General features: G+C 67.9%; 22 protein-coding genes and 1 tRNA gene. 11 read left to right on the top strand and 12 right to left on the bottom strand.

Annotation, left to right across the window (positions count from 1 at the left end; genetic code table 11):
- Window positions 1-37: 37 nt before the first annotated feature.
- The 5 genes from ASG75_RS03000 to ASG75_RS02980 form a co-directional block, all read right to left on the bottom strand.
- Window positions 38-127 (bottom strand) — tRNA-Ser (locus tag ASG75_RS03000).
- Window positions 128-338: 211 nt separating this feature from the next.
- Window positions 339-722: a hypothetical protein gene (locus ASG75_RS02995; protein ID WP_056385573.1), complete on the bottom strand. Its 384-nt coding sequence runs from the start codon at window positions 720-722 to the stop codon at window positions 339-341.
- Window positions 719-1,999 (bottom strand): serine--tRNA ligase, encoded by a 1,281-nt coding sequence (gene serS / locus ASG75_RS02990; RefSeq protein ID WP_056386976.1) that lies wholly within the window; start codon window positions 1,997-1,999, stop codon window positions 719-721. The genes ASG75_RS02995 and serS overlap by 4 nt, the downstream gene beginning before the upstream one ends.
- A 141-nt stretch (window positions 2,000-2,140) precedes the next feature.
- Window positions 2,141-2,719 carry a hypothetical protein gene (locus tag ASG75_RS02985; RefSeq protein ID WP_056385571.1) on the bottom strand — a complete coding sequence of 193 codons (579 nt, stop codon included), beginning with the start codon at window positions 2,717-2,719 and terminating at the stop codon, window positions 2,141-2,143.
- Window positions 2,720-2,797: 78 nt separating this feature from the next.
- Complete coding sequence (locus ASG75_RS02980; protein WP_056386974.1) at window positions 2,798-4,135, bottom strand: replication-associated recombination protein A; 1,338 nt, start codon at window positions 4,133-4,135, stop codon at window positions 2,798-2,800.
- A gap of 208 nt (window positions 4,136-4,343) precedes the next feature.
- Here ASG75_RS02980 and ASG75_RS02975 point away from each other — a divergent pair, with 208 nt between their 5' ends.
- Window positions 4,344-7,379, top strand: coding sequence for a ligand-binding sensor domain-containing diguanylate cyclase (locus ASG75_RS02975; RefSeq protein ID WP_235580136.1), 3,036 nt, complete (start codon window positions 4,344-4,346; stop codon window positions 7,377-7,379).
- 12 nt (window positions 7,380-7,391) lie between these two features.
- Here the strand turns inward: ASG75_RS02975 and ASG75_RS02970 are convergent, their stop codons facing one another.
- The 4 genes from ASG75_RS02970 to ald form a co-directional block, all read right to left on the bottom strand.
- Entirely contained in the window at window positions 7,392-8,084 is a 693-nt protein-coding gene (locus ASG75_RS02970; protein WP_056385567.1) for a YoaK family protein, read from the bottom strand.
- A 7-nt stretch (window positions 8,085-8,091) separates the two neighbouring features.
- Entirely contained in the window at window positions 8,092-8,757 is a 666-nt protein-coding gene (lolA, locus tag ASG75_RS02965) for an outer membrane lipoprotein chaperone LolA (protein ID WP_056385565.1), read from the bottom strand.
- An 87-nt stretch (window positions 8,758-8,844) separates the two neighbouring features.
- Window positions 8,845-11,115: a DNA translocase FtsK gene (locus ASG75_RS02960; protein ID WP_235580159.1), complete on the bottom strand. Its 2,271-nt coding sequence runs from the start codon at window positions 11,113-11,115 to the stop codon at window positions 8,845-8,847.
- Window positions 11,116-11,199: 84 nt separating this feature from the next.
- Complete coding sequence (gene ald, locus ASG75_RS02955) at window positions 11,200-12,264, bottom strand: alanine dehydrogenase (RefSeq protein WP_056385561.1); 1,065 nt, start codon at window positions 12,262-12,264, stop codon at window positions 11,200-11,202.
- 212 nt (window positions 12,265-12,476) lie between these two features.
- Between ald and trxB the strand changes: the two genes are divergently transcribed.
- From trxB to aat, 3 genes are read left to right on the top strand one after another with little or no spacing between them, the layout of a single operon-like run.
- On the top strand, window positions 12,477-13,442 hold the full coding sequence (gene trxB / locus ASG75_RS02950; protein ID WP_056385559.1) for a thioredoxin-disulfide reductase: 966 nt from the start codon (window positions 12,477-12,479) through the stop codon (window positions 13,440-13,442).
- A gap of 41 nt (window positions 13,443-13,483) precedes the next feature.
- Window positions 13,484-14,629, top strand: coding sequence for a GNAT family N-acetyltransferase (locus tag ASG75_RS02945; RefSeq protein WP_056385557.1), 1,146 nt, complete (start codon window positions 13,484-13,486; stop codon window positions 14,627-14,629).
- Window positions 14,626-15,354, top strand: a complete 729-nt coding sequence (gene aat, locus ASG75_RS02940) for a leucyl/phenylalanyl-tRNA--protein transferase (protein WP_056385554.1) — start codon at window positions 14,626-14,628, stop codon at window positions 15,352-15,354. The genes ASG75_RS02945 and aat overlap by 4 nt, the downstream gene beginning before the upstream one ends.
- A gap of 2 nt (window positions 15,355-15,356) precedes the next feature.
- Here aat and ASG75_RS02935 read toward each other — a convergent pair whose 3' ends face one another.
- Both ASG75_RS02935 and ispG read right to left on the bottom strand, forming a co-directional pair.
- On the bottom strand, window positions 15,357-16,157 hold the full coding sequence (locus ASG75_RS02935) for an HD domain-containing phosphohydrolase (RefSeq protein WP_056385553.1): 801 nt from the start codon (window positions 16,155-16,157) through the stop codon (window positions 15,357-15,359).
- 105 nt (window positions 16,158-16,262) lie between these two features.
- Window positions 16,263-17,522 (bottom strand): flavodoxin-dependent (E)-4-hydroxy-3-methylbut-2-enyl-diphosphate synthase, encoded by a 1,260-nt coding sequence (gene ispG / locus ASG75_RS02930; protein ID WP_056385551.1) that lies wholly within the window; start codon window positions 17,520-17,522, stop codon window positions 16,263-16,265.
- A gap of 228 nt (window positions 17,523-17,750) precedes the next feature.
- Between ispG and ccoN the strand changes: the two genes are divergently transcribed.
- The 7 genes from ccoN to ccoS all read left to right on the top strand — a co-directional run bounded on the left by ccoN (window position 17,751) and on the right by ccoS (window position 23,747).
- Window positions 17,751-19,220, top strand: coding sequence for a cytochrome-c oxidase, cbb3-type subunit I (ccoN, locus tag ASG75_RS02925; RefSeq protein WP_056385548.1), 1,470 nt, complete (start codon window positions 17,751-17,753; stop codon window positions 19,218-19,220).
- A 114-nt stretch (window positions 19,221-19,334) separates the two neighbouring features.
- A complete protein-coding gene (gene ccoO, locus ASG75_RS02920; protein WP_056385546.1) occupies window positions 19,335-19,985 on the top strand; it encodes a cytochrome-c oxidase, cbb3-type subunit II in 651 nt (216 codons plus the stop codon).
- Window positions 19,982-20,170 carry a cbb3-type cytochrome c oxidase subunit 3 gene (locus tag ASG75_RS02915; RefSeq protein WP_056385543.1) on the top strand — a complete coding sequence of 63 codons (189 nt, stop codon included), beginning with the start codon at window positions 19,982-19,984 and terminating at the stop codon, window positions 20,168-20,170. The genes ccoO and ASG75_RS02915 overlap by 4 nt, the downstream gene beginning before the upstream one ends.
- The gene (gene ccoP / locus ASG75_RS02910) at window positions 20,167-21,075 is read left to right on the top strand and encodes a cytochrome-c oxidase, cbb3-type subunit III (protein WP_056385542.1); all 909 of its coding nucleotides are present in this window, start codon (window positions 20,167-20,169) and stop codon (window positions 21,073-21,075) included. Before ASG75_RS02915 ends, ccoP begins: the two co-directional genes overlap by 4 nt.
- Window positions 21,059-21,298, top strand: a complete 240-nt coding sequence (locus ASG75_RS02905) for a hypothetical protein (RefSeq protein WP_056385539.1) — start codon at window positions 21,059-21,061, stop codon at window positions 21,296-21,298. Before ccoP ends, ASG75_RS02905 begins: the two co-directional genes overlap by 17 nt.
- Complete coding sequence (locus ASG75_RS02900; RefSeq protein WP_056385537.1) at window positions 21,295-23,556, top strand: heavy metal translocating P-type ATPase; 2,262 nt, start codon at window positions 21,295-21,297, stop codon at window positions 23,554-23,556. The genes ASG75_RS02905 and ASG75_RS02900 overlap by 4 nt, the downstream gene beginning before the upstream one ends.
- A complete protein-coding gene (gene ccoS, locus ASG75_RS02895; RefSeq protein WP_056385535.1) occupies window positions 23,553-23,747 on the top strand; it encodes a cbb3-type cytochrome oxidase assembly protein CcoS in 195 nt (64 codons plus the stop codon). The genes ASG75_RS02900 and ccoS overlap by 4 nt, the downstream gene beginning before the upstream one ends.
- Window positions 23,748-23,761: 14 nt before the next feature.
- On the opposite strand, the gene ASG75_RS02890 is transcribed toward ccoS, so the two are convergent.
- Window positions 23,762-25,705 carry an acetyl-CoA hydrolase/transferase C-terminal domain-containing protein gene (locus tag ASG75_RS02890; protein ID WP_200935583.1) on the bottom strand — a complete coding sequence of 648 codons (1,944 nt, stop codon included), beginning with the start codon at window positions 25,703-25,705 and terminating at the stop codon, window positions 23,762-23,764.
- Between the last annotated feature and the right edge of the window lie 28 nt (window positions 25,706-25,733).

Below are 25,733 nucleotides of genomic sequence, written 5' to 3'. Positions count from 1 at the left end.
AACGCAAAACGCCCCACTCGGGGGCGTTTTGCGTTTCTGGCGGAGAGAGTGGGATTCGAACCCACGGTAGTGTTACCACTACGGCAGTTTTCAAGACTGCTGCCTTAAACCACTCGGCCATCTCTCCGTAAGCTTTTGTCTGCGGCAAGGCGCGCGTTGCGCGCCACTACGGCAGTTTTGTTCCGGGCATCCTGCCCTCCACCCCTTCGGGGCCAGCGGCTGCGCCGCTGTCCGCTTCGGCATCCTGCCTACGCGTCAAGACTGCTGCCTTAAACCGCTCGGCCATCTCTCCATAACTATCGCCGGCGAATTGGGTTGCCAGCAGGCGTGGAAGTCTATCAGGAACCCTGCGGTGGACGATCGCTGGGGCCCTTCTTCGACAACGCCACCAGACACCCCGCCAGGATTCCCACCGGGATCAACGCGCCCAGCAGCGGCAGCAGCAGTATCGGTTCGCGCACGACCATCGGCACCAGTTGGGTGGCGCTGGCGAAGGCGACGATGGCCAGGCGCCAGCGGCGGCTGTGGCGGGCGAGCCAGAAGCTGGCGAGGACCAACGCCAGTGCGACCACGGACAGGTCGAGGTCGAGCGTGGGCAGGCGCCACACGCTCTCGAAGCCGAGCCGCATGCCGATCACCGTGGCCAGTACCGCCAGCAGGAAGAAGCTGGTGTAGAACTCCACCTTGCCCCAGCTGCCGCGTGCGGGTGCCGGTGTGTTCATGCGATGCGGTCCAGGCCGGCCATGTACGGGCGCAGCGCTGCGGGCACGTCGATCGAGCCGTCGGCGTTCTGGTAGTTCTCCATCACCGCGATCAGGGTGCGGCCGATGGCGAGGCCGGAGCCGTTGAGCGTGTGCACGAGTTCGGGCTTGCCGGTGTCGGCGTTGCGCACGCGGGCCTGCAGGCGACGGGCCTGGAAGTCTTCGCAGTTGGAGCAACTGGAGATCTCGCGGTAGGTCTGCTGGCTGGGCAGCCACACTTCGAGGTCGTAGGTCTTGACCGCGGTGAAGCCCATGTCGCCGCTGCACAACAGCATTTTGCGATACGGCAAACCGAGTTTCTGCAGCACCTTCTCGGCGTGGCCGACCATTTCCTCCAGTTGCGCATGCGACTGCTCGGCGCGGGCGATCTGCACCATCTCGACTTTCTCGAACTGGTGCTGGCGGATCATGCCGCGGGTGTCGCGGCCGTAGCTGCCGGCCTCGGCACGGAAGCACAGCGTGTGCGCGGTCATGCGCAGCGGCAGCGCGTCGGCGTCCTGGATGGTGTCGCGCACCAGGTTGGTCAGCGAGACTTCGGCGGTGGGGATCAGGTAGCGCTTTGTTTCGCCGACGTCGGTGGCGAACAGGTCGTCCTCGAATTTCGGCAGCTGGCCGGTGCCCTGCATGCTGTCGGCGTTGACGATCACCGGCACGTTGCATTCGAGGTAGCCGTGCTCGCCGGTGTGCAGGTCGAGCATGAACTGACCGAGCGCGCGATGCAGGTGGGCGAGCTGACCGCGCAGCACGGTGAAGCGCGCGCCGGACAGCTTGGCGCCGGCGTCGCCGTCGAGCCAGCCGTGGGGTTCACCCAGTTCGACGTGATCCTTCACTTCGAAGGCGAAATCGCGCGGCGTGCCCCAGCGGCCGACTTCGACGTTGTCGTGCTCGTCCTTGCCGACCGGCACGGATTCGTGCGGAATATTGGGAATGCCCAGCGCGATCTCGGCGAGCTTCGCCTGCGCGTCGGCCAGTGCCAGCTCGTTGGCCTTGAGCTTGTCGCCGATGCCGGCGACCTCGGCCATCAGCGGCGCCACATCCTCACCTTTCGCCTTGGCCTGGCCGATCGCCTTGGAACGCGTGTTGCGCAGGTTCTGCAGTTCCTGCGTCTCCATCGCCAGCTGCTTGCGGCGGCTCTCCAGCGACTCGACCAGGGACACGTCGAGCGTGTAGCCGCGGGTTTCGGCGAGGCGTGCGGCGGTTTCGGCGAGGCGCGAGCGCAGCAGGGCGGGATCCAGCATGATCAAAGTCCAGGTGAAGGCTTGAACCGTGAATTATCGCTGTCGGGTGGTGGTGGCCGCAATGCAAGTCTTGGTTGGCGTGGGGGACTTCACCCCTCCCCAGCCCTCCCCTGCTGCACGCAGGGGAGGGAGCAAGGCAACTCAGCGCGCCAGCTTGCGTTCGCTGCGGCCCAGCCACCAGGCCATCGCGGCGCCGGCGAGCAGCCAGCCGACGAGTTGCTCGACCAGTGCGGCGAGAGTGAAGTCGAGCGGGAAGCGATACCAGTTCCAGTACGGCACCATCGTGCACAGCCAGGTGAATACCGCCGCCACCGCGGCCAGTGCCACGCGTCGCCGGAAACCCAGCCCGGCCAGCCCCAGCATGAAGGCCAGTGCCAGCGCGGCGAGCGTGTCAGACGCCCACTGCCGGCCGATCTGCGGCCCCATCTGCATCATGTCCTCGCCTTGCGGCAGGTAGACCACGAAGGCATACGGCGACGTCGCCGCCTTTTCCGAGTACGCCTTGAGCACCGCCTCGTCGCCCATCTTTTTCGGATCCAGCGATGGCAGGATGTAGATGCCGGGCTGGTTGCCGAGTCCTTCATGCAAGCTGCTCAACACGACGTTTTCGTTGGCCGGCAGATGGATGCCCGTATCGCCCAGCCCCAGCGCCATGTGCGCCGCCACGCCCCACACGAACATCACGATGCCGCCGATCAGACCTGCCACAAGTACGCGCATGATTCACCCTCCCCGGTTGATGCGGCGAATCTATGTCGGGCACCGGGGCGGCGGCAAGGGCGCGCGCAGCAGTCGGCGTTACTCGCCGCGGGCCTTGGCGCGGGCAGCGCGCAGGGCCAGCAGTTTTTCGCGCAGTTGCAGTTCCAGGCCGCGCTCGACCGGCTCGTAGAACACGCTGCCGGCCAGTTCGTCGGGCAGGCATTGCTGGTCCAGCGCGATGCCGCCTTCGGCGTCGTGGTCGTACTGGTAGCCCTTGCCGTAGCCGAGGCCTTTCATCAATTTCGTCGGCGCGTTGCGCAGGTGCATCGGCACTTCCAGCGTGCCGCCGTTGCGCACCGCGTCGCGGGCCTTGTTGTAGGCCATGTAGGCGGCGTTGCTCTTGGGCGAGATGGCCAGCCAGATCGCCAGCTGGGCCAGGCCCAGTTCGCCTTCGGGGCTGCCCAGGCGCTCGTAGGTATCCCACGCGTCCAGCGCCATGCGCCAGGCACGCGGCTCGGCCAGGCCGACGTCTTCCACCGCCATGCGGGTCATGCGCCGGGCCAGGTACAGCGGGTCGACGCCGCCGTCGAGCATGCGGCACAGCCAGTACACCGCGGCGTCGGGGTCGGACGAGCGCACGGATTTGTGCAGCGCCGAGATCTGGTCGTAGAACTGCTCGCCCTGCTTGTCGAAGCGGCGCGTGCGGTCGGCCAGCACCTGGGTCAACGTGGTTTCGTCGATACGCCCGTCGTCGGCCAGCTCGGCGGCGATTTCCAGCAAGGTCAGCCCGCGGCGCACGTCACCATCGGCGGCCTGGGCGATCGAGTCCAGCGATTCGTCGGAGACCTGCAACTGCAATTCGCCCAGACCGCGTTCACTGTCGGCCAGCGCACGCTTCAGCGCGGCAATGATGTCGTCGATGGAAACCGGTTCCAGCACGTGCACGCGGCAGCGCGACAGCAGCGCGGAGTTCAGCTCGAACGAGGGGTTCTCGGTGGTGGCGCCGATGAAGATGATCACGCCGCGCTCGATGTGCGGCAGGAAGGCATCCTGCTGGGTCTTGTTGAAGCGGTGCACCTCGTCGACGAACAGCACGGTGCGCCGGCCCTGCGCGAAGTTCACCTCGGCCTCGGCCAGCGCCTTGCGCACGTCCGGCAGGCCGGACAGCACGGCCGAGATCGCGCGGAAATCCGCGTCGGCGTAACGCGCCACCAGCAGCGCCAGCGTGGTCTTGCCGCAGCCGGGCGGTCCCCACAGCACCATCGAATGGATCTTGCCAGCCTCCAGCGCGCGGCGCAGCGCCTTGTCCGGACCGACCAGCCGCTGCTGGCCGACGATTTCATCGAGGCTGCGCGGGCGCATGCGCTCGGCAAGCGGCTTGAGCGCGTCGGGTTCGGCGAACAGGCCTGGGCTGGCGGGGGAATTCAGGCGTGGCATCGGGCCATGATAGGACATTGCCTGACCACGGGCCGGGTGCCGGAAACCTGGCAAAATGCGGCTAAGATGTCCACACATCGCGGCCCTTGCCCGCACGGGTAAGGCAGGGGCTGGGCTGGATGAAGTCGAGTACGGGGGATTCTTGCATGCGAACGGTCCTACGGGCAGGCGCGATTCGCGCGTGCCCGCCATGCAGCTTGCGCAACCCGTGAGCCAAGCGGGCGGCCCGTTGCGCTGGACGACGACCCTGGCCGGGTTGCTGTGCCTGTTGATGGCGTTCGCCCCGGCCCGGGCCAGCGGTACTGATCCCTGGTCGCCGTTCGATGCACCGTGGTTCACCACCCTGGACATCGCCGAAGGCATACCGCATTCCACCACCACGGCGGTCGTGCAGGATCGCAGCGGGGTGATCTGGATCGGCACCATCGGCGGGCTGGTTCGCTACGACGGCTATCGGATCGAGCTGCTGGGCACCCGCAGCAACAGCGGCCCCGGCCTGCCCGACAACTACGTGCGCTCGCTGTATGCGTTGCCCGACGGCGGCTTACTGATCGGCACCAATGCCGGGGGGCTGGTCCGCTTCGACCCCACCGACAACAGTTTCAAGGTTTATCCGGTAGGGCCGAACGGACTGTCGGATCACAAGATCTACGCGATCGGCGACGATCGCGCGGGCGGCGTCTGGGTGGCTACCGAGGGTGGGCTCGATCACCTGGACCTGGCCAGCGGCGCGATTCGCCGGATCGACACCGGCGCAGCGACGGTGGCGCGCAATTTCAGTGTGCTGCAGGACCGCGACGGCAATGTCTGGCTGGGCAACAACAACGGCCTGTTCGTGCGCCGCGCGGGCACCGATACGTTCGTGCGCGAAGCGTCCACCGACCCGGCAGCCGGCAACGTGCTCGGCGACCAGGTCTGGAGCATCCTGCAGGATCGCGCGGGGCGGTTGTGGGTTGGCAGTGTGCAGGCCGGCGTGGCCTGGCGCGATGCCGACGGCAACTGGCATGGCGTGCCAGGCTTCAGCGGCTACGCCAACGGCGCGCGCCATCCCACCGTGCGCGACATGCTGGAAGTGGCTGACGGCAAGGTATGGATCGCCACCGATGGCAACGGCGTCATCGAGTACACGCCAGGCAATCCCGCCAGCCGCACGATCGCCCATGATCCCGCGGTGCACTCGTCGCTGCCCGGCGACTCGGTGCGCTCGCTGTTGCTCGATCACGCCGGCAACCTGTGGGCAGCCACCGACCTGGGTGTGGCGCGCACCCATCAGGGCATCCACACGGCGTTTTCGCTGCTGCCCTCGCCGCTGGACCCGAACGCGCTGAGTACGTCCAACGTGCGCGCGATCTTCGTCGACACCCGCGGCCGCATCTGGCTCGGCCTCGGCGCCGGGCATATCGACATCATCGACCTGAAGGCCGGGCGCATGAGTCACCTGCGCCTGGCCGGCAGTCAGATTCAGCGCGGCGTGCACAGCATCACCGAAGCATCCGATGGCTCGATCCTGATCGGCACCCAGGGCCTGGCCCGGGTCGACCCGGACACCCTGGCGATCGAAAACTCGATCCTGCCCGAGTTGCACGACAAGCCCGTGCTGGGCCTGAAGCCGGACGGCGAGCGGGTGGTGATCGGCACCTACGACGGCATCTATCGCTACGACCCGCGCACGCACGCGCTGGAGCACCTGAGCCATCGACACGGCGATCCGACCAGCCTGGCCAGCAACACGGTGCGCGAGATCGTGCGCGTGGGCAGCGAGTGGTGGTATGCCACCAGCCGCGGCATCAGCATCGCGCGCGGCAGCAGCCTGCCGGCCAGTTTCACCAACCTGCTGCACCGTCGCGGCGACGCCACCAGCCTGCCGCAGGACTACATCAGCTCACTGATGCCTGCTGCGGATGGGCGGGTGTGGGCGAGCACGCTGGGCGGGCTCAGCGTGCTGCATCATCAGGACAACGGAGCCTGGAGCGCGCGGACGATCGGCACCGACGACGGCCTGTCCAGCGACAACATCAACACCGTGCTGGCCGACGACCACGGGCAGATCTGGGCCAGCCTGTCCAACGGCGTGGCACGGATCGACAGCCACACGCTGGCAGTGGCCAATCTGGGCGCCCGCGATGGCCTGCACATCGCCAGTTACGTCAGCATCGCCGCCGCGCGTGCACCCAGCGGCGAACTGCTGTTCGGCGGCCAGGCCGGACTGACCGTGATCCGCCCGCATTGGCAACCACCGGCGACGGCGCTGGCGCCGCTCGCCATCACCCGCGCCGAGATCAACGGTGTGCTGGTGCCCTTCGGCAAGCTGCCCGCCGATGGCGGCACCATCAAGATCGACGGCGACACCCACAACCTGCGCCTGAACTTCGCCCTGCTCGACTACCAGGCGCCGATGGAGACGACGTACCGGTACCGCCTGGAAGGTTTCGACCACGGCTGGACCGATATCCCCAGGGGCAGCACGCCCAGTGCCAACTACACCAACCTGCCCCACGGCAGCTACACCCTGCATGTGGTCGCCACTACCCAGGGCCTGCAGTCGCAGAAGACCGAAACCCGACTGAAGGTGGTGGTCAGCCCGTACTGGCATGAAACCACGCGTGCCCGGATCGCCGCCGCCGTCCTGCTGCTTCTGCTGATCGGCCTGCTGGTGCATCTGCGCACGCTCTACCTGCGGCATCAGGCGCTTCGCCTGCAACGCGAGATCGACGAACACACGCGCGCCCTGCTGGCCGCCAACCACCGGCTGGACGAACTGGCCAGCACCGACGGGCTCACCGGCGTCTACAACCGCCGGCGTTTCATGGAACTGGTGCGCAACCTCTGCGAACAGTCGCCCGAGGGACTCGCCTGCATGGCGCTGTTCGACCTCGATCGCTTCAAGCTGATCAACGACACGTACGGCCACCAGGTCGGCGACACGGTGATCTGCCAGGCGGTCGAGGCGATCACGCGGCATTGCCGGCACACCGACCTGATCGGTCGCTACGGCGGCGAGGAATTCGTGCTGTGCCTGCCCGACACGAACCTGCAGCAGGCGCACGAGACCATCGAACGCATTCGCGTGGAACTGGCCGGCATGACCCTGATCCACGACGGCTCCGCGGTGATGGTGACGGCAAGTATCGGCATTGCGCAGCGGCAGCCGCGTGAACCGTTCGAGTCGTGGCTGTCGCGTACCGACAAGGCGCTATACCAGGCCAAGCGCAACGGCCGCAACTGCTGCGCGCTGGCCGACTGAGCCGCGCAGCGGTCAACCCGCGTCGGCGTCGATTCCGCGTATCAGCGTGAACTGCCGATAGACGCCGTAGCCCACGCCGCACAGGCCGGTGAGCACGGCCGGGATCAGCAGGGTGCGCTCGCCAAGCACGCGGAACAGCAACGCACCGACCGCGCTGCCGCAGGTGAAGGTGCTGACCACCAGCAGGCAGACGCGGATGCGCAAGGTATCCACTTCCAGTCCGCGCAGACGCTGGCCGATGTAGATGCCCAGGTCGGTGAACATGCCCGAAACATGGGTGGTGCGGAACACCATGCCGCTGTAGGTGCTGGCCATGCCGTTCTGCAGCCCGGCCGCCATCGCGGCCAGGTCCAGGCCGTACGAGCTGCCGGCGTCCAGCAGCGGCACCGCGGCAAACAGCAGCAACGATTCCAGCACCAGCGCCACCCCGTAGCGCCGGCCGAGTTTCAGCGTGTGCTGCTGCACGATCAGGCCGCTGAGCAAGGCCCCCATCACGAACGCGCCGATCGACAGCAACCAGTGCCACGTCTCGCCGCCGTCGCCAGTACCCACCGCGATGCCGAGCAGGCTGGTGGATCCGGTCAGGTTGGTGATCGACTGGTGGCGAAAGCCCATGTAGCCGGCGGCGTTGACCATGCCGGCGATGAAGGCGAGGATGCCGCCGCCGATCCACGCCCAACGCGGCAACCTGCGCAGCACGGTCATGGGCGCATCAGTCCTTGAGCGGCTGCACGTCGATCACCGGCGCATCGCCGATCACGTCGGCGCCCTTCGGCGGCACGAAGTTGAAGGTGGCCGGTGGAATCGGCGCGTTGCGCTGCCAGCCGGAGAAGCGGATGTCGGTGGTGGAACCGAGCTGGTCGCGGAAGGTCATGCGGGCCAGGCCGTTCGCGTCGAAGCCGAGGTCGGCGTAGTCGAACTGCGGGTCCTTCGCGGTGGAGCTGAGCCGCAGCCAGGCCAGGCCATCATGCTCGCCCTGCTCGACCACCTTGAAGTTCTTGTCCATCTGCTTGAGGTCGGTCAGCACGGTGAGCGGGCTGTGCGCTTCCTCGGTGCTCTGCACGCGCACGGTGACTTGTTCGAGCTCGGGGTCGTACATCCACACCCGGCTGCCGTCGGCGACGATGGTCTGCTGGTACGGCGCCAGCGTGTCCCAGCGGAACTGGCGCGGCGCCTGCAGCGCCAGCGTGCCGGAGCTGTTCTTGCTGGCGTGGCCGTTGATGTCGGTGAGGGTCTGGCTGAAGTGGCCGGTGAGCGAATGCAGGCCGGTGGCGAACGCGTCCAGTCGGGCGCGCGCGGAGCCGCCGGCGGCCTGCGCCACGGCGTTCAGCGACAGCGTCAGCACGACGGCGGACAGGACGAGCATGAAGCGTTTCATCGGATTCCCCGGAACGTGATGATGGCGGTGGATTGTGGACAGTGCCGGCTTAACGGATCGGTAGGAGCCCGCCCTGCCAGGCCGGCTTCAGTTCTTCGGCGGGGGCGGCGCCAGCACTTCGCGGTTGCCGTTGTGCTGCGGGGCGCTGACCACGCCGTCCTGTTCCATTTGTTCGACCAGCCGCGCGGCGCGGTTGTAGCCGATGCGCAGGTGCCGCTGCACGCCGGAGATCGAGGCGCGCCGGGTCTGCGTGACGATCGCCACGGCCTTGTCGTACAGCTGGGTGTCGGCGTCGCCGCCCTCTTCGCCTTCCTGCGGCAGGCCGGAGTCGTTGATGAACTTGCCGTCGCTGGTCGGTTGCGCCTCTTCCAGCACGCCCTCGATGTAGTTCGGCGCGCCCTGCGATTTCAGCCAGGCGACCACGTGATGTACTTCATGGTCGTCGACGAAGGCGCCGTGCACGCGTTCCGGCGTGGCGGTGCCCGGCGGCAGGTACAGCATGTCGCCGTAGCCGAGCAGGGTCTCTGCCCCGGACTGATCAAGAATCGTGCGCGAGTCGATCTTGCTGGAAACCTGGAACGCGATGCGGGTCGGGATGTTCGCCTTGATCAGGCCGGTGATCACGTCCACCGACGGGCGCTGGGTGGCCAGGATCAGGTGCACGCCGGCGGCGCGCGCCTTCTGCGCCAGGCGGGCGATCAGCTCCTCCACCTTCTTGCCGACGATCATCATCATGTCGGCGAATTCGTCGATGAACACCACGATGTACGGCAGCGGCTCCAGCGGTTCGGCGGCGAGGTTCGGCATCTCCGGGTTCGGCCGGAACAGCGGGTCCAGCAACGGCTGGCCGGCGTTCTCGGCGTCCTTCACCTTCTTGTTGAAGCCGGCCAGGTTGCGCACGCCGACCGCGGCCATCAGCTTGTAGCGGCGCTCCATCTCGGCCACGCACCAGCGCAGTGCGTTGGCCGCTTCCTTCATGTCGGTGACCACCGGCGCCAGCAGGTGCGGGATACCCTCGTACACCGAGAGCTCCAGCATCTTCGGGTCGATCATGATCATCCGCACGTCTTTCGCGCTGGCCTTGTACAGCAGGCTCAACACCATCGCGTTGACCGCCACCGACTTGCCCGAGCCGGTGGTGCCGGCCACCAGCAGGTGCGGCATCTTGGCCAGGTCGACCACCACCGGCTTGCCGCCGATGTCCTTGCCCAGCGCCAGCGCCAGCGGCGATTTTTGCTGGTCGTACTTGTCCGAACGCAGGATCTCCGACAGATACACGATCTGCTTGTGGGTGTTGGGGATCTCCAGCCCGATCACGTTCTTGCCGGGGATCACGTCGACCACGCGCACGCTGACCACCGACAGGCCGCGCGCGATGTCCTTGTCCAGGCTGGACACCTGCGAACCGCGGATGCCCGGCGCCGGCTCCATTTCGAAGCGGGTGATCACCGGGCCCGGATAGGCGCCGACCACCTTCACGTCGATCTTGAAATCCTTCAGCTTGAACTCGACCTGGCGCGAGAGCACTTCGAGGGTTTCCTCGGAATAGCCCGGGCCCTGCGGCGGCGCCTCGTCCAGCAGCGACAGTGGCGGCAGTTCGCCCGGCGTGGCGGCACCGACGAACAACGGAATCTGGGTTTCCAGCCGGGCCCGCTCGCTCTTGGTCACCGGCGCGGGCGGCGCCTCGATGCGTACCGGTTCGCGCTTGGCCTGGCGCACCGCGTCGGCCTTCTTGACCACCTCGCGCTCGGTGCGCGCCTGTCGCGCGGCCAGCGCCTGCGGCGCCTCGCGCAGCTTGCCCTTGAGCCAGTCGAGCAGTTTCAGCACGCCATGTCCGGTCAGGTCCATCACCTTGAACCAGGACAGCCCGGTAGCCAGGGTCACCGCGATCAGGAACAAGGCCAGCAGCAGCAGCGGCGCGCCCTTGGCGCCGAACGCGCTGAGCAGGGCATCGCCGACCCACACGCCGATGATGCCGCCCACACCCTGGGGCAGCACCGGCTCGTCATGGAAATTGAGATACAGCAGCGCCGGGCCGGTGATGAAGAAGAACACGAAGCCGATCAGGCGCAGCGCCGGCTCCCACGGATGCACCACCTGCTCGCCGCGCTGGCGCAACACCTGCACGCCCAGCAACAGCAGCAGCAGCGGAAAGCAGTAGGCGACCAGGCCGAAGATCCAGCGCAGCAGGTCGGCGATGTAGGCGCCGACGGTGCCGCCGAAATTGCGTGCGTGTTCCAGCTGGCCGGCGTTCGTCCAGCTGGGGTCGTGCGGGTTGTAGCTGAACAGGCACACCAGCAGGTACAGCGCCAGCGGCAGCAGCAGCAGGGCACCGGCTTCACGCAGCCGGCGCTTCAGCTCCTCGCTGAGACCTTCCTTCGGTTGTTGCCTGACGTTCGTGCTGCGCGCCACTCTGGGTGCCCCCTTCCTGCCTGCCAAGGGTTAGAGCATACCTTGCAGCGCGGGATGCACCAGCTTGCCGCCGTCGACATTGATGCCACTGCCCAGCGGGGCGAACTGGCGCCACTCGTCGCCCGCGGCGAGGCGCTGCACGTAGGGCAGGATCGCGGCGGAAATCGCCAGCGACGACGTCTGCGGCACCGCGCCCGGCATGTTGGTCACGCAGAAGTGGGTGATGCCGTGCACGTCGTAGGTGGGCTTCTCCCAGGTGGTCGGCTTCGAGGTCTCGAAGCAGCCGCCCTGGTCGATCGCGATGTCCACCAGCACGCTGCCCGGCTCCATCGTCCTGACCATCGCCTCGCTGACCACGTGCGGCGCCCGGGCGCTGGGGATCAGCACCGCGCCGACCACGATGTCGGCGTCGCGCACTTCCTCGGCCACCGACGACTCGTAGGCATACAGCGCGGTGACGTTCGAGCCCATCGCCATCATCTCGGCCAGGCGGTCCTGGCGCTTGTCGAACACCACCACGTTGGCGCCGGCCGCGGCGGCCAGTGCGGCGGCGTTGCCACCGGCGGCACCGGCGCCGAGCACCACCACCTTGCCGCGCGGGGTGGAGGCCATGCCGCCGAGCAGCTTGCCCTTGCCGCCCTGCGGCCGATGCAGCAGCGTGGTGCCGATCTGGATGGCGATGCGGCCGGCGATCACCGACATCGGCAACAGCAGCGGCAGCGCGCCGTTCTCGGTCACCGACTCGAACGCCACGCCGGTCAGGCCGATGTCGAGAAGACTCCTGCTCAACTCGGGTTCGGCAGCCAGGTGCAGGTAGCAGAACAACAGGTGATGTTTCTTCAGCAGGGCCAGGTCGCCGGCGACCGGCTCCTTCACCTTGACGATCAACTCGCCGGCCTCGTACAGCGCGGCGGCGTCCGGCACGACCCGGATGCCTTCCTTGACGTAAGCCTCGTCGGCAAAGCCGCTTTTCAGGCCGGCACCGGACTGGACGAACACGTCGTGGCCGCGACGCACCAGGTCGGCGGCCGCGGCGGGAATGAGGGCAACGCGACCTTCCAGGGTCTTGGTTTCGGAGGGAATGCCGATGCGCATGGAGAAGGAATCCTGTGGGAGGGTGAATCCATCGTGCAATCGCCGCGGCAGGATCACCGATCTGCCGATGCCTTGAATCGGTGCCGCATATTCCCCATTCTTCGGGGGTCGTGCGCTCCGTCGTCACCGCCCGATGCGGCCCCAAGGGAAACCGCCGCAGGGGGTGGAGCGAACAACCACTCAAGTCACCAGAAAACCCAAGGATTATAACCATGAGCGTTGCCCCCAAACACAGCCGCCTGCTGATCCTCGGCTCCGGCCCCGCCGGCTACACCGCTGCGGTGTATGCGGCTCGCGCCAACCTCAAGCCGACCATGATCACCGGCCTGCAGCAGGGCGGCCAGCTGATGACCACCACCGACGTGGACAACTGGCCCGGCGACGTCGAGGGCCTGCAGGGTCCGGCGCTGATGCAGCGCATGGCCGAGCACGCCGAGCGCTTCCACACCGAGATGATCTTCGACCACATCCACACGGCGGACCTGAAGCAGCGCCCGTTCCGGCTCAAGGGCGACTCCGGCGAGTACACCTGCGACGCGCTGATCATCACCACCGGCGCCACCGCCAAGTACCTCGGCATCGAAAGCGAGGAGAAGTACAAGGGCAAGGGCGTGTCCGCCTGCGCCACCTGCGACGGCTTCTTCTTCCGCGACCAGGACGTGGTGGTGATTGGCGGCGGCAACACCGCGGTCGAGGAGGCGCTGTACCTGGCCAACATCGGCCGCAAGGTCTACCTGGTGCACCGCCGCGACAAGCTGCGCGCCGAGAAGATCATGCAGGACAAGCTGTTCGAGAAAGCCGCCGCCGGCAAGATCGAGCTGGTCTGGAACCACAGCATCGACGAAGTGCTCGGCGACGATACCGGCGTCACCGGCGTGCGCGTGAAGGACGTCAACTCCGGCGCCACCCGCGACATCGCGGCCACCGGTTTCTTCGTGGCGATCGGTCACACGCCGAACACTGGCATCTTCGAAGGCCAGCTCGACATGCACGACGGCTACATCAGGATCCACAGCGGCCAGAGCGGCATGGCCACGATGACCTCGATTCCCGGCGTGTTCGCCGCCGGCGACGTGGCCGACCACATTTACCGCCAGGCCGTCACCTCGGCCGGCTTCGGCTGCATGGCCGCACTGGACGCCGAACGCTGGCTGGATCAGCAGACCCCGGCCAATTGACCGATGCAGGAGCCCGCTGGCGGGCTTCTGCAGGCCATACCATGCACGAGATCCGTTTCCATGCCGCGATCGCCGAACTGCCTGCCGCGGCGTGGGACGCCTTGCGCCCCGACGCCAATCCGTTCGTGTCGCACGCATTCCTGGACGCGCTGGAACGCAGCGGCTGCATCCGCCCCGACTGGGGCTGGCAGGCGCATCACCTGGGCCTGTACGAAGACGGCCGCCTGCTCGCCGCCGCGCCGCTGTACCTGAAGGGCAACTCGCACGGCGAGTTCGTGTTCGACTGGAGCTGGGCCAGCGCGTGGCAGCGCGCCGGCGGCGAGTACTACCCGAAGCTGCTCAACGGCGTGCCCTACTCGCCCGTACCTGGGCCGCGCCTGCTCGCCGGCAGCGGCGAGCGCACGCCACAACTGCAGCGTGCGCTGGTCGATGCCATGCGCGACGAAGCCGCGCGGCTCGGCCTGTCGTCGGTGCATGCGAATTTCCTGCAACCCGCCGAACTGGCTGCATTCGACGACGACTGGCTCATCCGCTCGGATGTGCAGTTCCACTGGCACAACCACGGTTACCGCCACTTCCCGGATTTCCTCGCCGCGCTCAACCACAAGAAGCGCAAGAACATCCTGCGCGAACGCCGCCAGGTGGCGGCGAGCGGACTGGCCATCGAGTGGCGCAGCGGCGACACGCTCAATGACGCCGAGTGGCAGTGCGTGCATGCGCTGTACGAAGCCACCTTCGACATGAAGGGCAACCACGCCGCGCTGACCGCCGCGTTCTTCCGCCGGCTCGGCACGCTGGGATCGACCGCGCAGCTCGCACTGGCCCGCGACGGCGCAGCCATCGTGGCGATGGCGCTGTTCGTGCAGGGCGGCAACGTGCTGTACGGCCGCTACTGGGGCGCGGCGGCGGACGTGCCCGGCCTGCATTTCGAGCTGTGCTACTACCGCGGCATCGAGCACGCGATCGCACACCGGCTGGATCGCTTCGAGCCCGGCGCGCAGGGCGAGCACAAGCTTGCGCGCGGGTTCCTGCCGGTGCGCACACACTCGCGCCACTACCTGGCGAACCCGGATTTCCGTGCCGCGGTGGCGATGGCGCTTGCCAGCGAGGCCGAAGCGGTCGACGCTTACGCCGCCGGGCTGCGAAGCCACAGCCCTTATGCCGATCACGGCAAGGTCGAACGATGAACCGGCTGCCACTGCTGGATTCCGAACTCTGGGACCGCTTCCCCGACCCCCGCCAGGCGCTGGCCGAGCCGAACGGCCTGCTCGCGTTCGGCGGCGACCTGTCGCCACGGCGACTGCTGGCCGCGTACAGCCTCGGCATCTTCCCGTGGTTCGGTGAGCACGAGCCGATCCTGTGGTGGTCGCCCGACCCGCGTTGCGTGTTCCGTACCGAAACCCCGCGGATCAACCGCAGCCTGCGCCGCCAGCTCAAGGGCAAGTCGTGGCGGCTGACCGTCGACCACGCATTCGACCAGGTCATCCATGCCTGCGCCGCGCCGCGCGCCAACGACGCCGGCACCTGGCTGGTGCCGGCGATGATCGACGCCTACGTGCAGCTGCATCGGGACGGCCACGCGCACAGCGTGGAAGTGTGGGACGGCGAACGCCTGGTCGGTGGCATCTACGGCGTGGCGATCGGCCGGCTGTTCTGCGGCGAGTCGATGTTCAGTGTCGAGAGCGGCGGCTCGAAGCTCGCCCTGGCTGCGCTGGCGCGCTTGCTGCGCGACATGGACTTCCCGCTGATCGACACCCAGGTCAGCAACCCGCATACGCTCGGCCTGGGCGCGATCGAGCTGCCCCGCGCGGAATTCCTGCGCCAGGCCACCCGGCTCGGCCAATTGCCCGGGCTGGTCGGCAGCTGGGCCGCCTTCACGCCGCGGCTGATCCAGCCCTGCGCCGGTGACTGACCTCAGCGACCGAGCGCCTTGAGTCCGTCGTAGTTCTCCAGGAACAGCGCCACCAGGCCGGGATCGAGCTGGCTGCCGGCAACTTCGCGCAGGTAATCCAGCACCTCGGGCTCCGGCCACGCCGGCTTGTACACGCGCGCCGTGATCAACGCGTCCCACACGTCGACCACGCTGAAGATGCGCGCGGCCAGTGGAATCGCCTCGCCGCGCAAACCCTGCGGATAACCGCCACCATCCCAGCGCTCGTGATGGCTGTGCGGGATCTCGCCGGCATCGCGCAGGAAGTCCACCCGCTGCAGCAGCTCGTAGCCGAGCTGCGGGTGGCGGCGCATCACCGTCATTTCCTCGTCGTCCAGCTTGCCCGGCTTGATCAGCACCGCATCGGGCAAGGCCAGCTTGCCGATGTCGTGCAGCAAGGCGCCGAAGGTCAGGTTGCGCAACGCCTCGCCCTGCACGCCAGCCAGGCGGGCCAGGCCGGTGGCCATGCGCATCACCCGGTCGGAATGGTCGCCGGTCTCGCGGTGGCGGATATCCATCGCCGAGACCAGCACGCGCAAGGCCTGGGTATGCCCGTCCAGCAGTCTCCGGTTGGCCGCCTGCAGACGGCGCAGGTCACGGCCGATCATCCAGTACAACAACGCACCCGTGCTGACCACGAACAGCCAGCCCTTGACGCTTTGCAGGAAGGTCAACTCGGCCTGACCGTGCACCAGGGCGTCCAGCGCCCGATCGGACAGCCAGATCCACAACGCGGACAGCAGCACGTAGAGCAGGACAGTACGGGACTGAGGGCTGATTCTCACGACGGCTCCCCGGCGAGATCATCCCGCCCACGACATGCACGCCACGCCTCTTGCGGGCAGGTGGAAGTATGAGTCAGCGCCTGCGGCGGCGGTGTGACGGTGGCCTCAGCCCGTTCGCGCCGCATACTTGCGCGCCACGTAGTCGTCGAGGATGCCCACGAACTCGTTGGCGATATTGTCGCCGCGAAGGGTCATCGCCTTCTCGCCGTCGATGAACACGGGTGCCGCCGGCGCCTCGCCGTTGCCCGGCAGCGAGATGCCGATGTTGGCGTGCTTGGATTCGCCCGGGCCGTTGACGATGCAGCCCATCACCGCCAGGGTGAGGTTCTCCACGCCGTCGTACTTCACCCGCCACAGCGGCATCTGCTCGCGCACGTGTTCCTGCACGGTCTTGGCCAGTTCCTGGAAGAACTCGCTGGTGGTGCGTCCGCAACCCGGGCAGGCGGTGACCAGCGGGGTGAACGAGCGCAGGCCCATGGTCTGCAGCAGTTCCTGCGCCACGATCACCTCGCCGGTGCGCGACGCGCCCGGCTCGGGGGTGAGCGAGATGCGGATGGTGTCGCCGATGCCTTCCTGCAGCAGCACCGCCAGCGCGGCGCTGGACGCGGTGATGCCCTTGGAACCCATGCCGGCTTCGGTCAGACCCAGGTGCAGCGCGTAGTCGCAGCGCGTGGCCAGGTCGCGGTACACCGCGATCAGTTCCTGCACACCGGAGACCTTGCACGACAGGATGATGCGGTCGCGCGCCAGGCCGATCTTCTCGGCCAGCGCGGCCGAGTCCAGCGCCGAGCGGATCAGCGCCTCGCGCGCCACGTGCGAGGCATCCCACGGGTCGGCGCGGCGGGCGTTCTCGTCCATCAGCGCGGTAACCATGCCCTGGTCCAGCGAGCCCCAGTTCGCGCCGATGCGCACCGGCTTGGCGTAGCGCAGCGCCTTCTCGATGATCGACGCGAACTGGCTTTCATGCTTCTTGCCGAAGCCGACATTGCCGGGATTGATGCGGTACTTCGCCAGCGCTTCAGCACAGGCCGGTTCGCGTTCCAGCAACTGGTGTCCGTTGTAATGGAAGTCGCCGATGATCGGCACGTCCACGCCCATCATCGCCAGTCGCTCGGCAATGCGCGGCACCGCGGCGGCGGCGGCCGGCGTGTTGACCGTGATGCGCACCAGCTCGGAGCCGGCGCGGGCCAGCTCGGCGATCTGTTTGGCGGTGCTGGCCGGGTCCTCGGTATCGGTATTGGTCATCGACTGCACCACCACCGGCGCACCGCCGCCGACCTTCACCTTGCCGATCTGCACGGCCACGCTGGGCCGGCGCAATGCCGGCTCGGCCGGGCGCGGTTTCTGTGTAGCAATCTCACTCATGGAATCAACCGGGATGACAGGTCGCGATGGTTCGCGGCGATAGTGCCAAGGATACCCGATCAGGCCTGTCGCCCTGTGGCAAATCGGCGCACGCTGGCGGCCGATCGGTTGCACATGGCCGTCCAGCGTCATCGGCACAGGGGCGGATTGCCGCAGCAACTTGATCGGAGTCAATGCGGCACCGCATGCTTCGCCTAAGATTGTCCAGATATCCAGCCGGGGAACCCCATGCCGAATACCGAGTATTACAACGACAAGGTCGTGCGCCAGTTCCTGCTGGCCGCGGCGGTCTGGGGCATCATCGGCATGTCGGTCGGCGTCTACGTCGCCGCCGAGTTGATGTGGCCGGCACTCAATTTCGAGATCCCCTGGCTGACCTTCAGCCGGCTTCGCCCCGACCACACCTTCGGCGTGATCTTCGCGTTCGGCGGCTCGGCGCTGATGGGCACCTGCTACTACGTGGTGCAGCGCACCGGCCACGCGCGACTGGCGTTCAAGAAACTGGCCGCGTTCACGTTCTGGGGCTGGCAATTGGTCTGCGTGCTGGCGATGGTGTCCATGCCGCTGGGCATGACCCAGAGCAAGGAGTACGCCGAGCCGGAATGGATCATCGACATCCTGATCGCGATCGTCTGGGTGAGCTTCGGCGTGGTGTTCTTCGGCAGCCTGGCGCGCCGGCGCATCAAGCACATCTACGTGGCGAACTGGTACTACGGCGCGTTCATCATCGCGGTGGGCCTGCTGCACATCGTCAACAACCTCGCCCTGCCGGTGTCGCTGCTCAAGTCCTACCCGATCTACTCGGGCGTGGTCGATGCGATGGTGCAGTGGTGGTACGGCCACAACGCGGTGGCGTTTTTCCTCACTGCCGGCTTCCTCGGCATGATGTATTACTTCGTGCCGCGGCAGGCGCAGCAGCCGCTGTGGAGCTACCGTTTCTCGATCGTCAATTTCTGGGCGCTGATCTCGGTCTACATGTGGGCCGGCGCGCACCACCTGATGTACACCGCCCTGCCCGACTGGGTGCAGTCGGTCGGCATGGCGTTCTCGCTGGTGCTGCTGATGCCCAGCCTGGGTTCGGCGGCGAACGGCCTGCTCACGTTCAACGGTTCGTGGTGGCGACTGAAGACCGACCCCGCCGCGAAGTTCATGGTGATGTCGCTGGTGTTCTACGCGGCATCCACCTTCGAAGGCTCGATGATGGCGATCAAGACGGTGAACTCGCTGTCGCACTACACCGACTGGACCATCGCTCACGTGCACTCCGGCTCGCTGGGCTGGGTGGCGATGATCACCATCGGCTCGCTCTACGCGATGGCGCCGCGCGCGCTGGGCCGCCCGGAGATGTATTCGCACAAGGGCATGGAAGTGCATTTCTGGCTGCACATCATGGGCACCCTGCTGTACGTGGGCGCGATGTGGACCGCCGGCGTCACCGAGGGCCTGATGTGGCGCGCCACCAATCCGGACGGCGCACTCACCTACGGCTTCCTGGACAGCCTGATCGCGATCAAGCCGATGTACCTGATCCGCTGGCTGGGTGGCGTGCTGATCCTGTCGGGCATGTGGGTCATGGCCTGGAACCTGTGGCATACCGCGGCGGATGCGCGCGCGCGCCTGATCAAGCCGATCCCGGTGCCGATCCCCGAGCCCGTGCCGCATCAGGTTCCGGCACCGCTGCCCGCCGGCGTCAGCTGATGCGCTCGTCCACGATCGCCACTCCGGTCAACTTCCTGTTTCGTGGGCGCAACCCGGCCCCGCAAATCCAAAGGCGGCCATCCATGGCCGCACTCTTCAAGTAGAGCTCATACCATGGCCTACAAGCATTTCGAAGCAATCGAGAAACACGCCGGCCTGCTCGCGATCGGCATCGCGATCATGGTCTCGCTGGGCGGCCTGGCCGAGATCACCCCGCTGTTCGTCGAGGCGCACAAGCTGGAGGCGCCGCCCGGCGTGCACCCGTACGACCCGCTGCGGCTGGCCGGCAAGGACGTCTACGTGCGCGAGGGCTGCTACCTGTGCCACTCGCAGATGATCCGCGCGCTGCGTTTCGAGACCGAGCGCTACGGCCACTTCTCGACCGCCGCCGAATCGGTCTACGACCGGCCGTTCCAGTGGGGCTCCAAGCGCACCGGCCCGGACTTGGCCCGCGTCGGCGGCAAGTATTCCGACGACTGGCAGCGCATGCACCTGCTGGACCCGCGCCAGGTGGTGCCGGAGTCGAACATGCCGGCCTACCCGTGGCTGGCCGGAAAGAAACTCGACGCCGCCGACATCCAGGCGCGCATGCGCACCCTGCGCAAGCTGGGCGACCCGTACAGCGACGCGGACATCGCCGGCGCGCCGGCCGCGGTGGAAGGCAAGACCGAGATGGATGCGCTGGTCGCGTACCTGCAGGGCCTGGGCATCAAGAACGAACCTGACGCCACAAGTGTGCCGGCCAGCACGGGAGGCGCGCCATGACTCCGATGAATCCGATCTGGGGCCACATCGCCGGCGTGTTCATCCTGCTGATGATGTTCACCTTTCTCGGTATCTGGTTCTGGGCGTGGCGCAAGTACCACAAACCCACGTTCAACCGCATGGCACGCCTGCCCATGGAAGACGAGCCTGAAGTCGAACCCGACACGAAGGAGAACTGCCCATGAGCACGGGATGGTCGTTGTGGGTGATGTTCCTGGTGGTGCTGAACATGGGCATCACGTTCTTCCTGTACCTGTGGGGTCCGCGCGCGAAGATCCCCACCCTGCCCGACGGCACCAGCGGCCACGTCTGGGCTCACGGCGTGCTGCGCGAAGGCGTGCGCAAGCTGCCACTGTGGTGGGTGCTGTTCTCCGGCGCCATGTTCGTGATCGGCTTCGTCTACCTGGCGCTGTTCCCCGGCTTCGGCAGCTTCAAGGGCCTGCTCGGCTGGACCTCGCATGGCGAGCTGGCGCACAACGTGGCCGTCAACGAAGCCACGCTCGCGCCGCTGATGGAGCGCTTCAAGCTGTATCCCGTCGAGCAGCTGGCCAGTGACCCCGCCGCGCAGCAGATGGGCAAGGTGCTGTTCGAGGACAACTGCGCCGCCTGCCACCAGCGCAGCGCGAAGGGCAATGTTGCGCTCGGCGCACCCGACCTCAGCGATGGCGACTGGCTCTACGGCGGCAGCGGCAGCGACATCACCACTTCGATCCATGACGGACGCAGCGGCGTGATGCCGCCGTGGGCGAGCCTGGGCGCGGACAACGTGAAGAACCTCGCGCAGTACGTGCTGAGCCTGTCCGGCGCGCCGCACGACGCGGCCAAGGCCGCTGCCGGCCAGCCGCTGTTCGCTACCTGCGCGGCCTGCCACGGCGCCGACGGCAAGGGCAACCCGGCGCTGGGCGCACCGAACCTCACCGACAAGGTGTGGTTGCACGGCAGCAGCGTGGCCGACATCGAGAAGAGCATCGGCGAGGGCCGCCAGGGCCACATGCCGGCGTGGAGCCCGCGTCTGTCCGACGAGCAGATCCGCGTGGTCGCGGCCTACGTCTACCACCTGTCGCACCCTGCCGATGAAAGCAGGCAATGACATAGCCGCCCACACGGCATCGGCCTGGTATCGCCAGCCGGTGCTGTGGCTGGGCGTGTTGATCTTCGCGGCTTCGCTGGCCGGCTGCGTGTGGATGATCGCGCTCGGCGCGAGCCACGCCGACACGCCGCTGGATACCTCGCACACGGTATTTGGCGTACCGGTCAGCGCGCACAGCAGCGCCGGCCCGCCGCCTCGCCCGTCGACTGATCCGCCGCGATGAACACCTACGCGGCGTGGGCCCATCCGCAACTCGCCGCGCAGGTATTGCGCCCGCGCCGCGACGGTTGCAGCGAAATCGCACTGCGGGTCGAGTCGCTGAACGACGCACGCCAGGTGCTGTGGCTGGAACAGCGCATTCGCGCCCTGCCCGGCGTGCGGCGTGTCGCCATCGATCGCCCGGCGCAGCGCGTGCGGGTGGTGTGGGACGCGCAACGCACCTCGCTGCCCAGCCTGCTCGACAACTTCGCCGCCGCGAACTGCCCGGCGCAGCCGCTGCAGCACGACAGCATCGACGACGCCCGCGCGCACGAGCAGCACGACGCGCTGAAGCGCCTGCTGGTCGCCGGCATGTGCTCGATGCAGGTGATGACGTACGCCTTCGTGATCTACATCGGCGTGGTCGACTTCGTCGACTTCAGCACGCGCAACCTGTTCCGCTGGCTGGGCCTGCTGACCACCTTGCCGGTGGTGTTCTACTCGGCGCAGCCGTTCTTCGGCGGTGCCGTGCGCGAACTGGGTGAACGCCGGCTCGGCATCAACCTGCCGGTGGCGCTGGCGGTGGCGCTGGTGTTCCTGGCCAGCACGTTCAACACGCTACGCGGCAGCGGCGAGATCTATTTCGACTCGGTGACCATGTTCGTGTTCCTGCTGCTCGGCGGGCGCTACGTGGAACTGCGTTCGCGCCACCGCAGCGGCGCGCTCGGCGACGCGGCGATCGATGCCACGCCGCTGCTGGCGCAGCGACGCCGCGCCGACGGCGAGCTGGAAACGGTGGCCGCGATCGCCCTGCTGCCCGGCGACCGCGTGCATATCGCCGAAGGCGGCACCGTGCCGGCGGATGGCGTGCTGGAAAGCGCCGGCGTGCGGGTGGATGAGGCATTGCTGTCGGGCGAATCGCATCCGCTGCGGCGCGAGCGTGGCGAGCGGCTGATCGCCGGCAGCGTGCTGCTGTCCGGACCCGCCGAATTGCGCGTGGAGCACAGCGGCGCCACCACCACGGTGGCGCGGCTGGGCGCCCTGGCCACCCGCGCACGGCAGGCACGTTCGCTGATCGCCGCCAGCGATCGCGAGATCGGCCGCTTCGTCGCCCGCGTGCTGATACTCACCGTGCTCACCGCGCTGGGCTGGCTGCTAGTCGATCCATCGCGCGCATTCGAGGCCGCGGTGGCCGTGCTGGTGGTGGCCTGCCCCTGCGCGTTCGCGCTGACCCGCCCGGCCACGCTGAGCCGTGCGCTCGGCGTGCTGGCCGGCCGCGGCGTGCTGGTTACCGACGGCGCGGCGCTGACCGCATTGGCGCGGGTCGACTACGCGCTGTTCGACAAGACCGGCACGCTGACCATGCCGCAGCTGGACCGCCGCGCGGTCGAACCCCTGCGCGGCGACACATCCGAGCAGGTGCTTCAACTGGCCGCCGCGCTGGCCCACGAAAGCTCGCACCCGCTGGCCCGCGCCCTCGCCGACGCGGCCCGCCAGCAGGCGCCGCCGCTGCACGCACAGTCGGTGCAGGTGCATGCCGGTGCCGGCATCAGCGGCGAGGTCGATGGCCGCGAGCTGCGCCTGGGCCGCGCCGATTTCGCACTGGCTCCAGGCAGCCCGCCGGTTTCATCCGGGATAGCCGATGCACTGCTGCTGGCCGATACGCAAGGCGCGATCGCGGCGTTCCATCTCGACGAACAACCCCGCGTCGATGCCCGTCGCACACTCGACGCGCTGCGTGCCGACGGCATCGCCGCCATGATCGCCAGCGGCGACAACGCTACCCGCGTCGCCGCGCTTGCCGCCCGCCTCGGCATCGACGACTGGCATGCGCGGCAGTCGCCTGCCGACAAGCTCGAACGGCTGCAGGCGGCGCGAGCGAGCGGCCGCACCACCCTGGCCGTGGGCGACGGCAGCAACGACGCCCCGGTGCTGGCCGGCGCCGACGTTTCCGCGGCGCTGGCGTCGGGCACCGAGCTGGCCCAGGCGCACGCCGACCTGTTGTTGCTGGATGGACGTCTGGACGGCCTGGTCGATGCCCGTACGATCGCCCGCCAGGTGCAACAGGTGATGGCGCAGAGCCGGCGCTGGGCCTTGCTGTACAACCTGTGCGCGGTGCCGTTTGCCGCGTTCGGCTTCGTGCCGCCGTGGCTGGCCGGCATCGGCATGTCGCTGAGCTCGCTGCTGGTGGTGCTGAACGCGCTGCGCGTCGGCGGCGATGCGGTGCCTGACCGCTCCGACGCCTCCGGTCCGGCAGCCCGCCCACGCGAGCTGCGCGCATGAACATTCTGCTGGTGCTGATTCCGGTCACCCTGCTGGTGGTGATCGTCGCGGTGTGGCTGTTCTTCTGGGCGGTCAACCACCAGCAGTTCGACGACCTGGACAGCCCGTCGGTGCTGCCGTTGATGGACGATCCGGCGCCGGCAGAACCTGCCCCCGAGTCGCCCGACGAAACCGACCGCTCCACGCAGTAGCCCGCGAGCGGCCGCTACGGTTTCCGGCGCAAGGCGGCCTGCAGCAAGCGCTGCTGCAGGCGGTCGGCCAGTCTCGTAGGCGCATCCAGCCCCATTCGCGCCAGGGCTTCGGCCTCGCCCGGCACCGCTTCCCCAGGCCGGCAGAATGCGCGCAGCAGACGCAGCTTGCCGCGCCGGTTGCCGGTGGCGGCCTTCAGCCACTCCAGCGCCGGCAGTAGGCGCTGCTCGACTTCGGTGAAATCGCTGCCGAACGGAAACTTCGGCAGCAGGCCTTTGTGCTGGAACGGCGCCAATATCTCGTGCAGGTGGTCGGGATGATGGCGGCGCCAGGCTTCCGGTATCGCGAAATCGGCAGCCAGCTTGCCGTGGGCCTTCGCCTGCGCACACAGCGCGTCGAGGAAGCGCGCGTCGGCGATCGCCAGCATCGCCTCGATGCACTCGCTGTCGCTCTTGCCGCGCAGGTCGGCGACGCCGTACTCGGTGATCACGATGTCGCGCAGGTGACGCGGAATGGTGGTCTGGCCGTAGTTCCAGCGGATGTTGCTCTCGATCCCGCCGCGGCTGTTGCGCGTGGCGCGCAGCAGCAGCACCGAGCGGCCGTCCGGCAATTCGTGCGCCATCGCCACGAAGTTGTACTGGCCGCCGACGCCGCTGACCACGGCGCCGTCCTCCAGCGTGTCGGACACCGCCGCGCCGAGCAGGGTCATCATCATGCAGGTATTGAAGAAACGCGCGCCGCGCCGCTGCAGCGTCGCCAGCAATTGGTGGTTGCCGTACAACTGGTTGACGTTGGAAACCTGGCACATGTCGATCGCATCCGGATCGGCCGCTTCGGTGGCATCCAGCCATGCGTACAGTTCGCGCGAACCCAGGAAGAACGCACCGCGCAGGTAATGCCCGCCCGGCGTGGCCGGGTTCAACCGGCCGGCGACCGCAGCGCGTTCCAGCGCCAGGTTGTCCCAGCTGCGCCGTTTCAGGATGCCGCCGCGCTGCAGGTGCATGAAGCCATCCATCACCATCTCGCTGGCGCCGTACAGGCCGGCCTCGAACGGAGCCAGGCCGCCTACCTGGCCGGCCAGCGCGTGCGTGGCGCCGGCAGGGTCCAGCGCCACCAGCGCGCGGCGCCACGGGGTGTTGTCCTGCTGGCGCAGCAGCAGCGCCTTGACCAACGCGTCGGACAGCGCGCCGATGCCGATCTGCAGGCAGCCACCGTCCTTGACCAGCGCGCTGGCGTGCAGGCCCAGCGCGTATTCGGCCAGACCCACCGGCGAGCGCGGCAGCACGAACAGCGGCGGCGACGCGTCCGGACGCAGTTCCACATCGAAATACGCCTCCGCCACTTCGGCATTGCCGCTCAGGTACGGCAGGTCCGGATGCACCACCGCCACGCACATCGGCCGCGGCCGGCCGGCCAGCTGCACTTGGCGCAGGAAATCCATGGTCAGGTCGGGGTTGCACGACAGGCTGTAGTGCACGCCGTCCGGTCCTTCGCGGCGCGCCACCAGTTGCACCAGCAGGTTGATGTCCTGCACCGCCAGGTCGCGCGCCACGTGGGTGTAGTTCTGGCTGATGTAGCTGCGCTGGGCGCTGGCCGAACGCAGCAACGCGCCGGACTGCAGGTAGAACTCGTGCACCTCGACGTTCGCGGGCAGCGCATCGCGCGCCTGGTCCAGCGCGTACTGCGGGTCGACCGCATCGGCGCCGAAGTGGCGCTCGAGGAACGGCCCGAGGAAACGCTGCTCCAGCCCCGGCGCCGGCTGCGGCCGGGTCAGCGACAGCGCGGTATACAGGCGCATCGAACGCCCGCTGTCGGCGGCAACCAGCCGATACAGCGCGTTGAGCAACCCGTGCGGTTTGCCCAGGCCCAGCGGCGCGGCGACGCGCAAGTGCGGGCCGAGTCTGTCCGCGAGATAGCCCGCGCAGGCATCGGTGTCAACGTAGCGGTGCTCGATCGACATGCGCCGGATGATGCCAGAAGCCCCGGCA

The sequence above is a fragment of the Rhodanobacter sp. Soil772 genome, assembly GCF_001428385.1.
Taxonomy (GTDB): domain Bacteria; phylum Pseudomonadota; class Gammaproteobacteria; order Xanthomonadales; family Rhodanobacteraceae; genus Rhodanobacter.
Note: the sequence above shows the minus strand (reverse complement) of the source record. Positions and strands in the feature narration are given on the sequence as shown.

Coding starts and splice junctions, on each gene's coding strand:
- trxB (WP_056385559.1), top strand. CDS start 12,477: ATGAGCGTTGCCCCCAAACACAGCCGCCTGCTGATCCTCGGCTCCGGC.
- serS (WP_056386976.1), bottom strand. CDS start 1,999: ATGCTGGATCCCGCCCTGCTGCGCTCGCGCCTCGCCGAAACCGCCGCA.
- ispG (WP_056385551.1), bottom strand. CDS start 17,522: ATGAGTGAGATTGCTACACAGAAACCGCGCCCGGCCGAGCCGGCATTG.
- ASG75_RS02900 (WP_056385537.1), top strand. CDS start 21,295: ATGAACACCTACGCGGCGTGGGCCCATCCGCAACTCGCCGCGCAGGTA.
- ASG75_RS02915 (WP_056385543.1), top strand. CDS start 19,982: ATGACTCCGATGAATCCGATCTGGGGCCACATCGCCGGCGTGTTCATC.
- ccoP (WP_056385542.1), top strand. CDS start 20,167: ATGAGCACGGGATGGTCGTTGTGGGTGATGTTCCTGGTGGTGCTGAAC.
- ASG75_RS02890 (WP_200935583.1), bottom strand. CDS start 25,705: ATGTCGATCGAGCACCGCTACGTTGACACCGATGCCTGCGCGGGCTAT.
- ccoS (WP_056385535.1), top strand. CDS start 23,553: ATGAACATTCTGCTGGTGCTGATTCCGGTCACCCTGCTGGTGGTGATC.
- ASG75_RS02905 (WP_056385539.1), top strand. CDS start 21,059: ATGAAAGCAGGCAATGACATAGCCGCCCACACGGCATCGGCCTGGTAT.
- ASG75_RS02980 (WP_056386974.1), bottom strand. CDS start 4,135: ATGCCACGCCTGAATTCCCCCGCCAGCCCAGGCCTGTTCGCCGAACCC.
- lolA (WP_056385565.1), bottom strand. CDS start 8,757: ATGAAACGCTTCATGCTCGTCCTGTCCGCCGTCGTGCTGACGCTGTCG.
- ccoO (WP_056385546.1), top strand. CDS start 19,335: ATGGCCTACAAGCATTTCGAAGCAATCGAGAAACACGCCGGCCTGCTC.
- aat (WP_056385554.1), top strand. CDS start 14,626: ATGAACCGGCTGCCACTGCTGGATTCCGAACTCTGGGACCGCTTCCCC.
- ASG75_RS02970 (WP_056385567.1), bottom strand. CDS start 8,084: ATGACCGTGCTGCGCAGGTTGCCGCGTTGGGCGTGGATCGGCGGCGGC.
- ASG75_RS02985 (WP_056385571.1), bottom strand. CDS start 2,719: ATGCGCGTACTTGTGGCAGGTCTGATCGGCGGCATCGTGATGTTCGTG.
- ASG75_RS02945 (WP_056385557.1), top strand. CDS start 13,484: ATGCACGAGATCCGTTTCCATGCCGCGATCGCCGAACTGCCTGCCGCG.
- ASG75_RS02995 (WP_056385573.1), bottom strand. CDS start 722: ATGAACACACCGGCACCCGCACGCGGCAGCTGGGGCAAGGTGGAGTTC.
- ccoN (WP_056385548.1), top strand. CDS start 17,751: ATGCCGAATACCGAGTATTACAACGACAAGGTCGTGCGCCAGTTCCTG.
- ald (WP_056385561.1), bottom strand. CDS start 12,264: ATGCGCATCGGCATTCCCTCCGAAACCAAGACCCTGGAAGGTCGCGTT.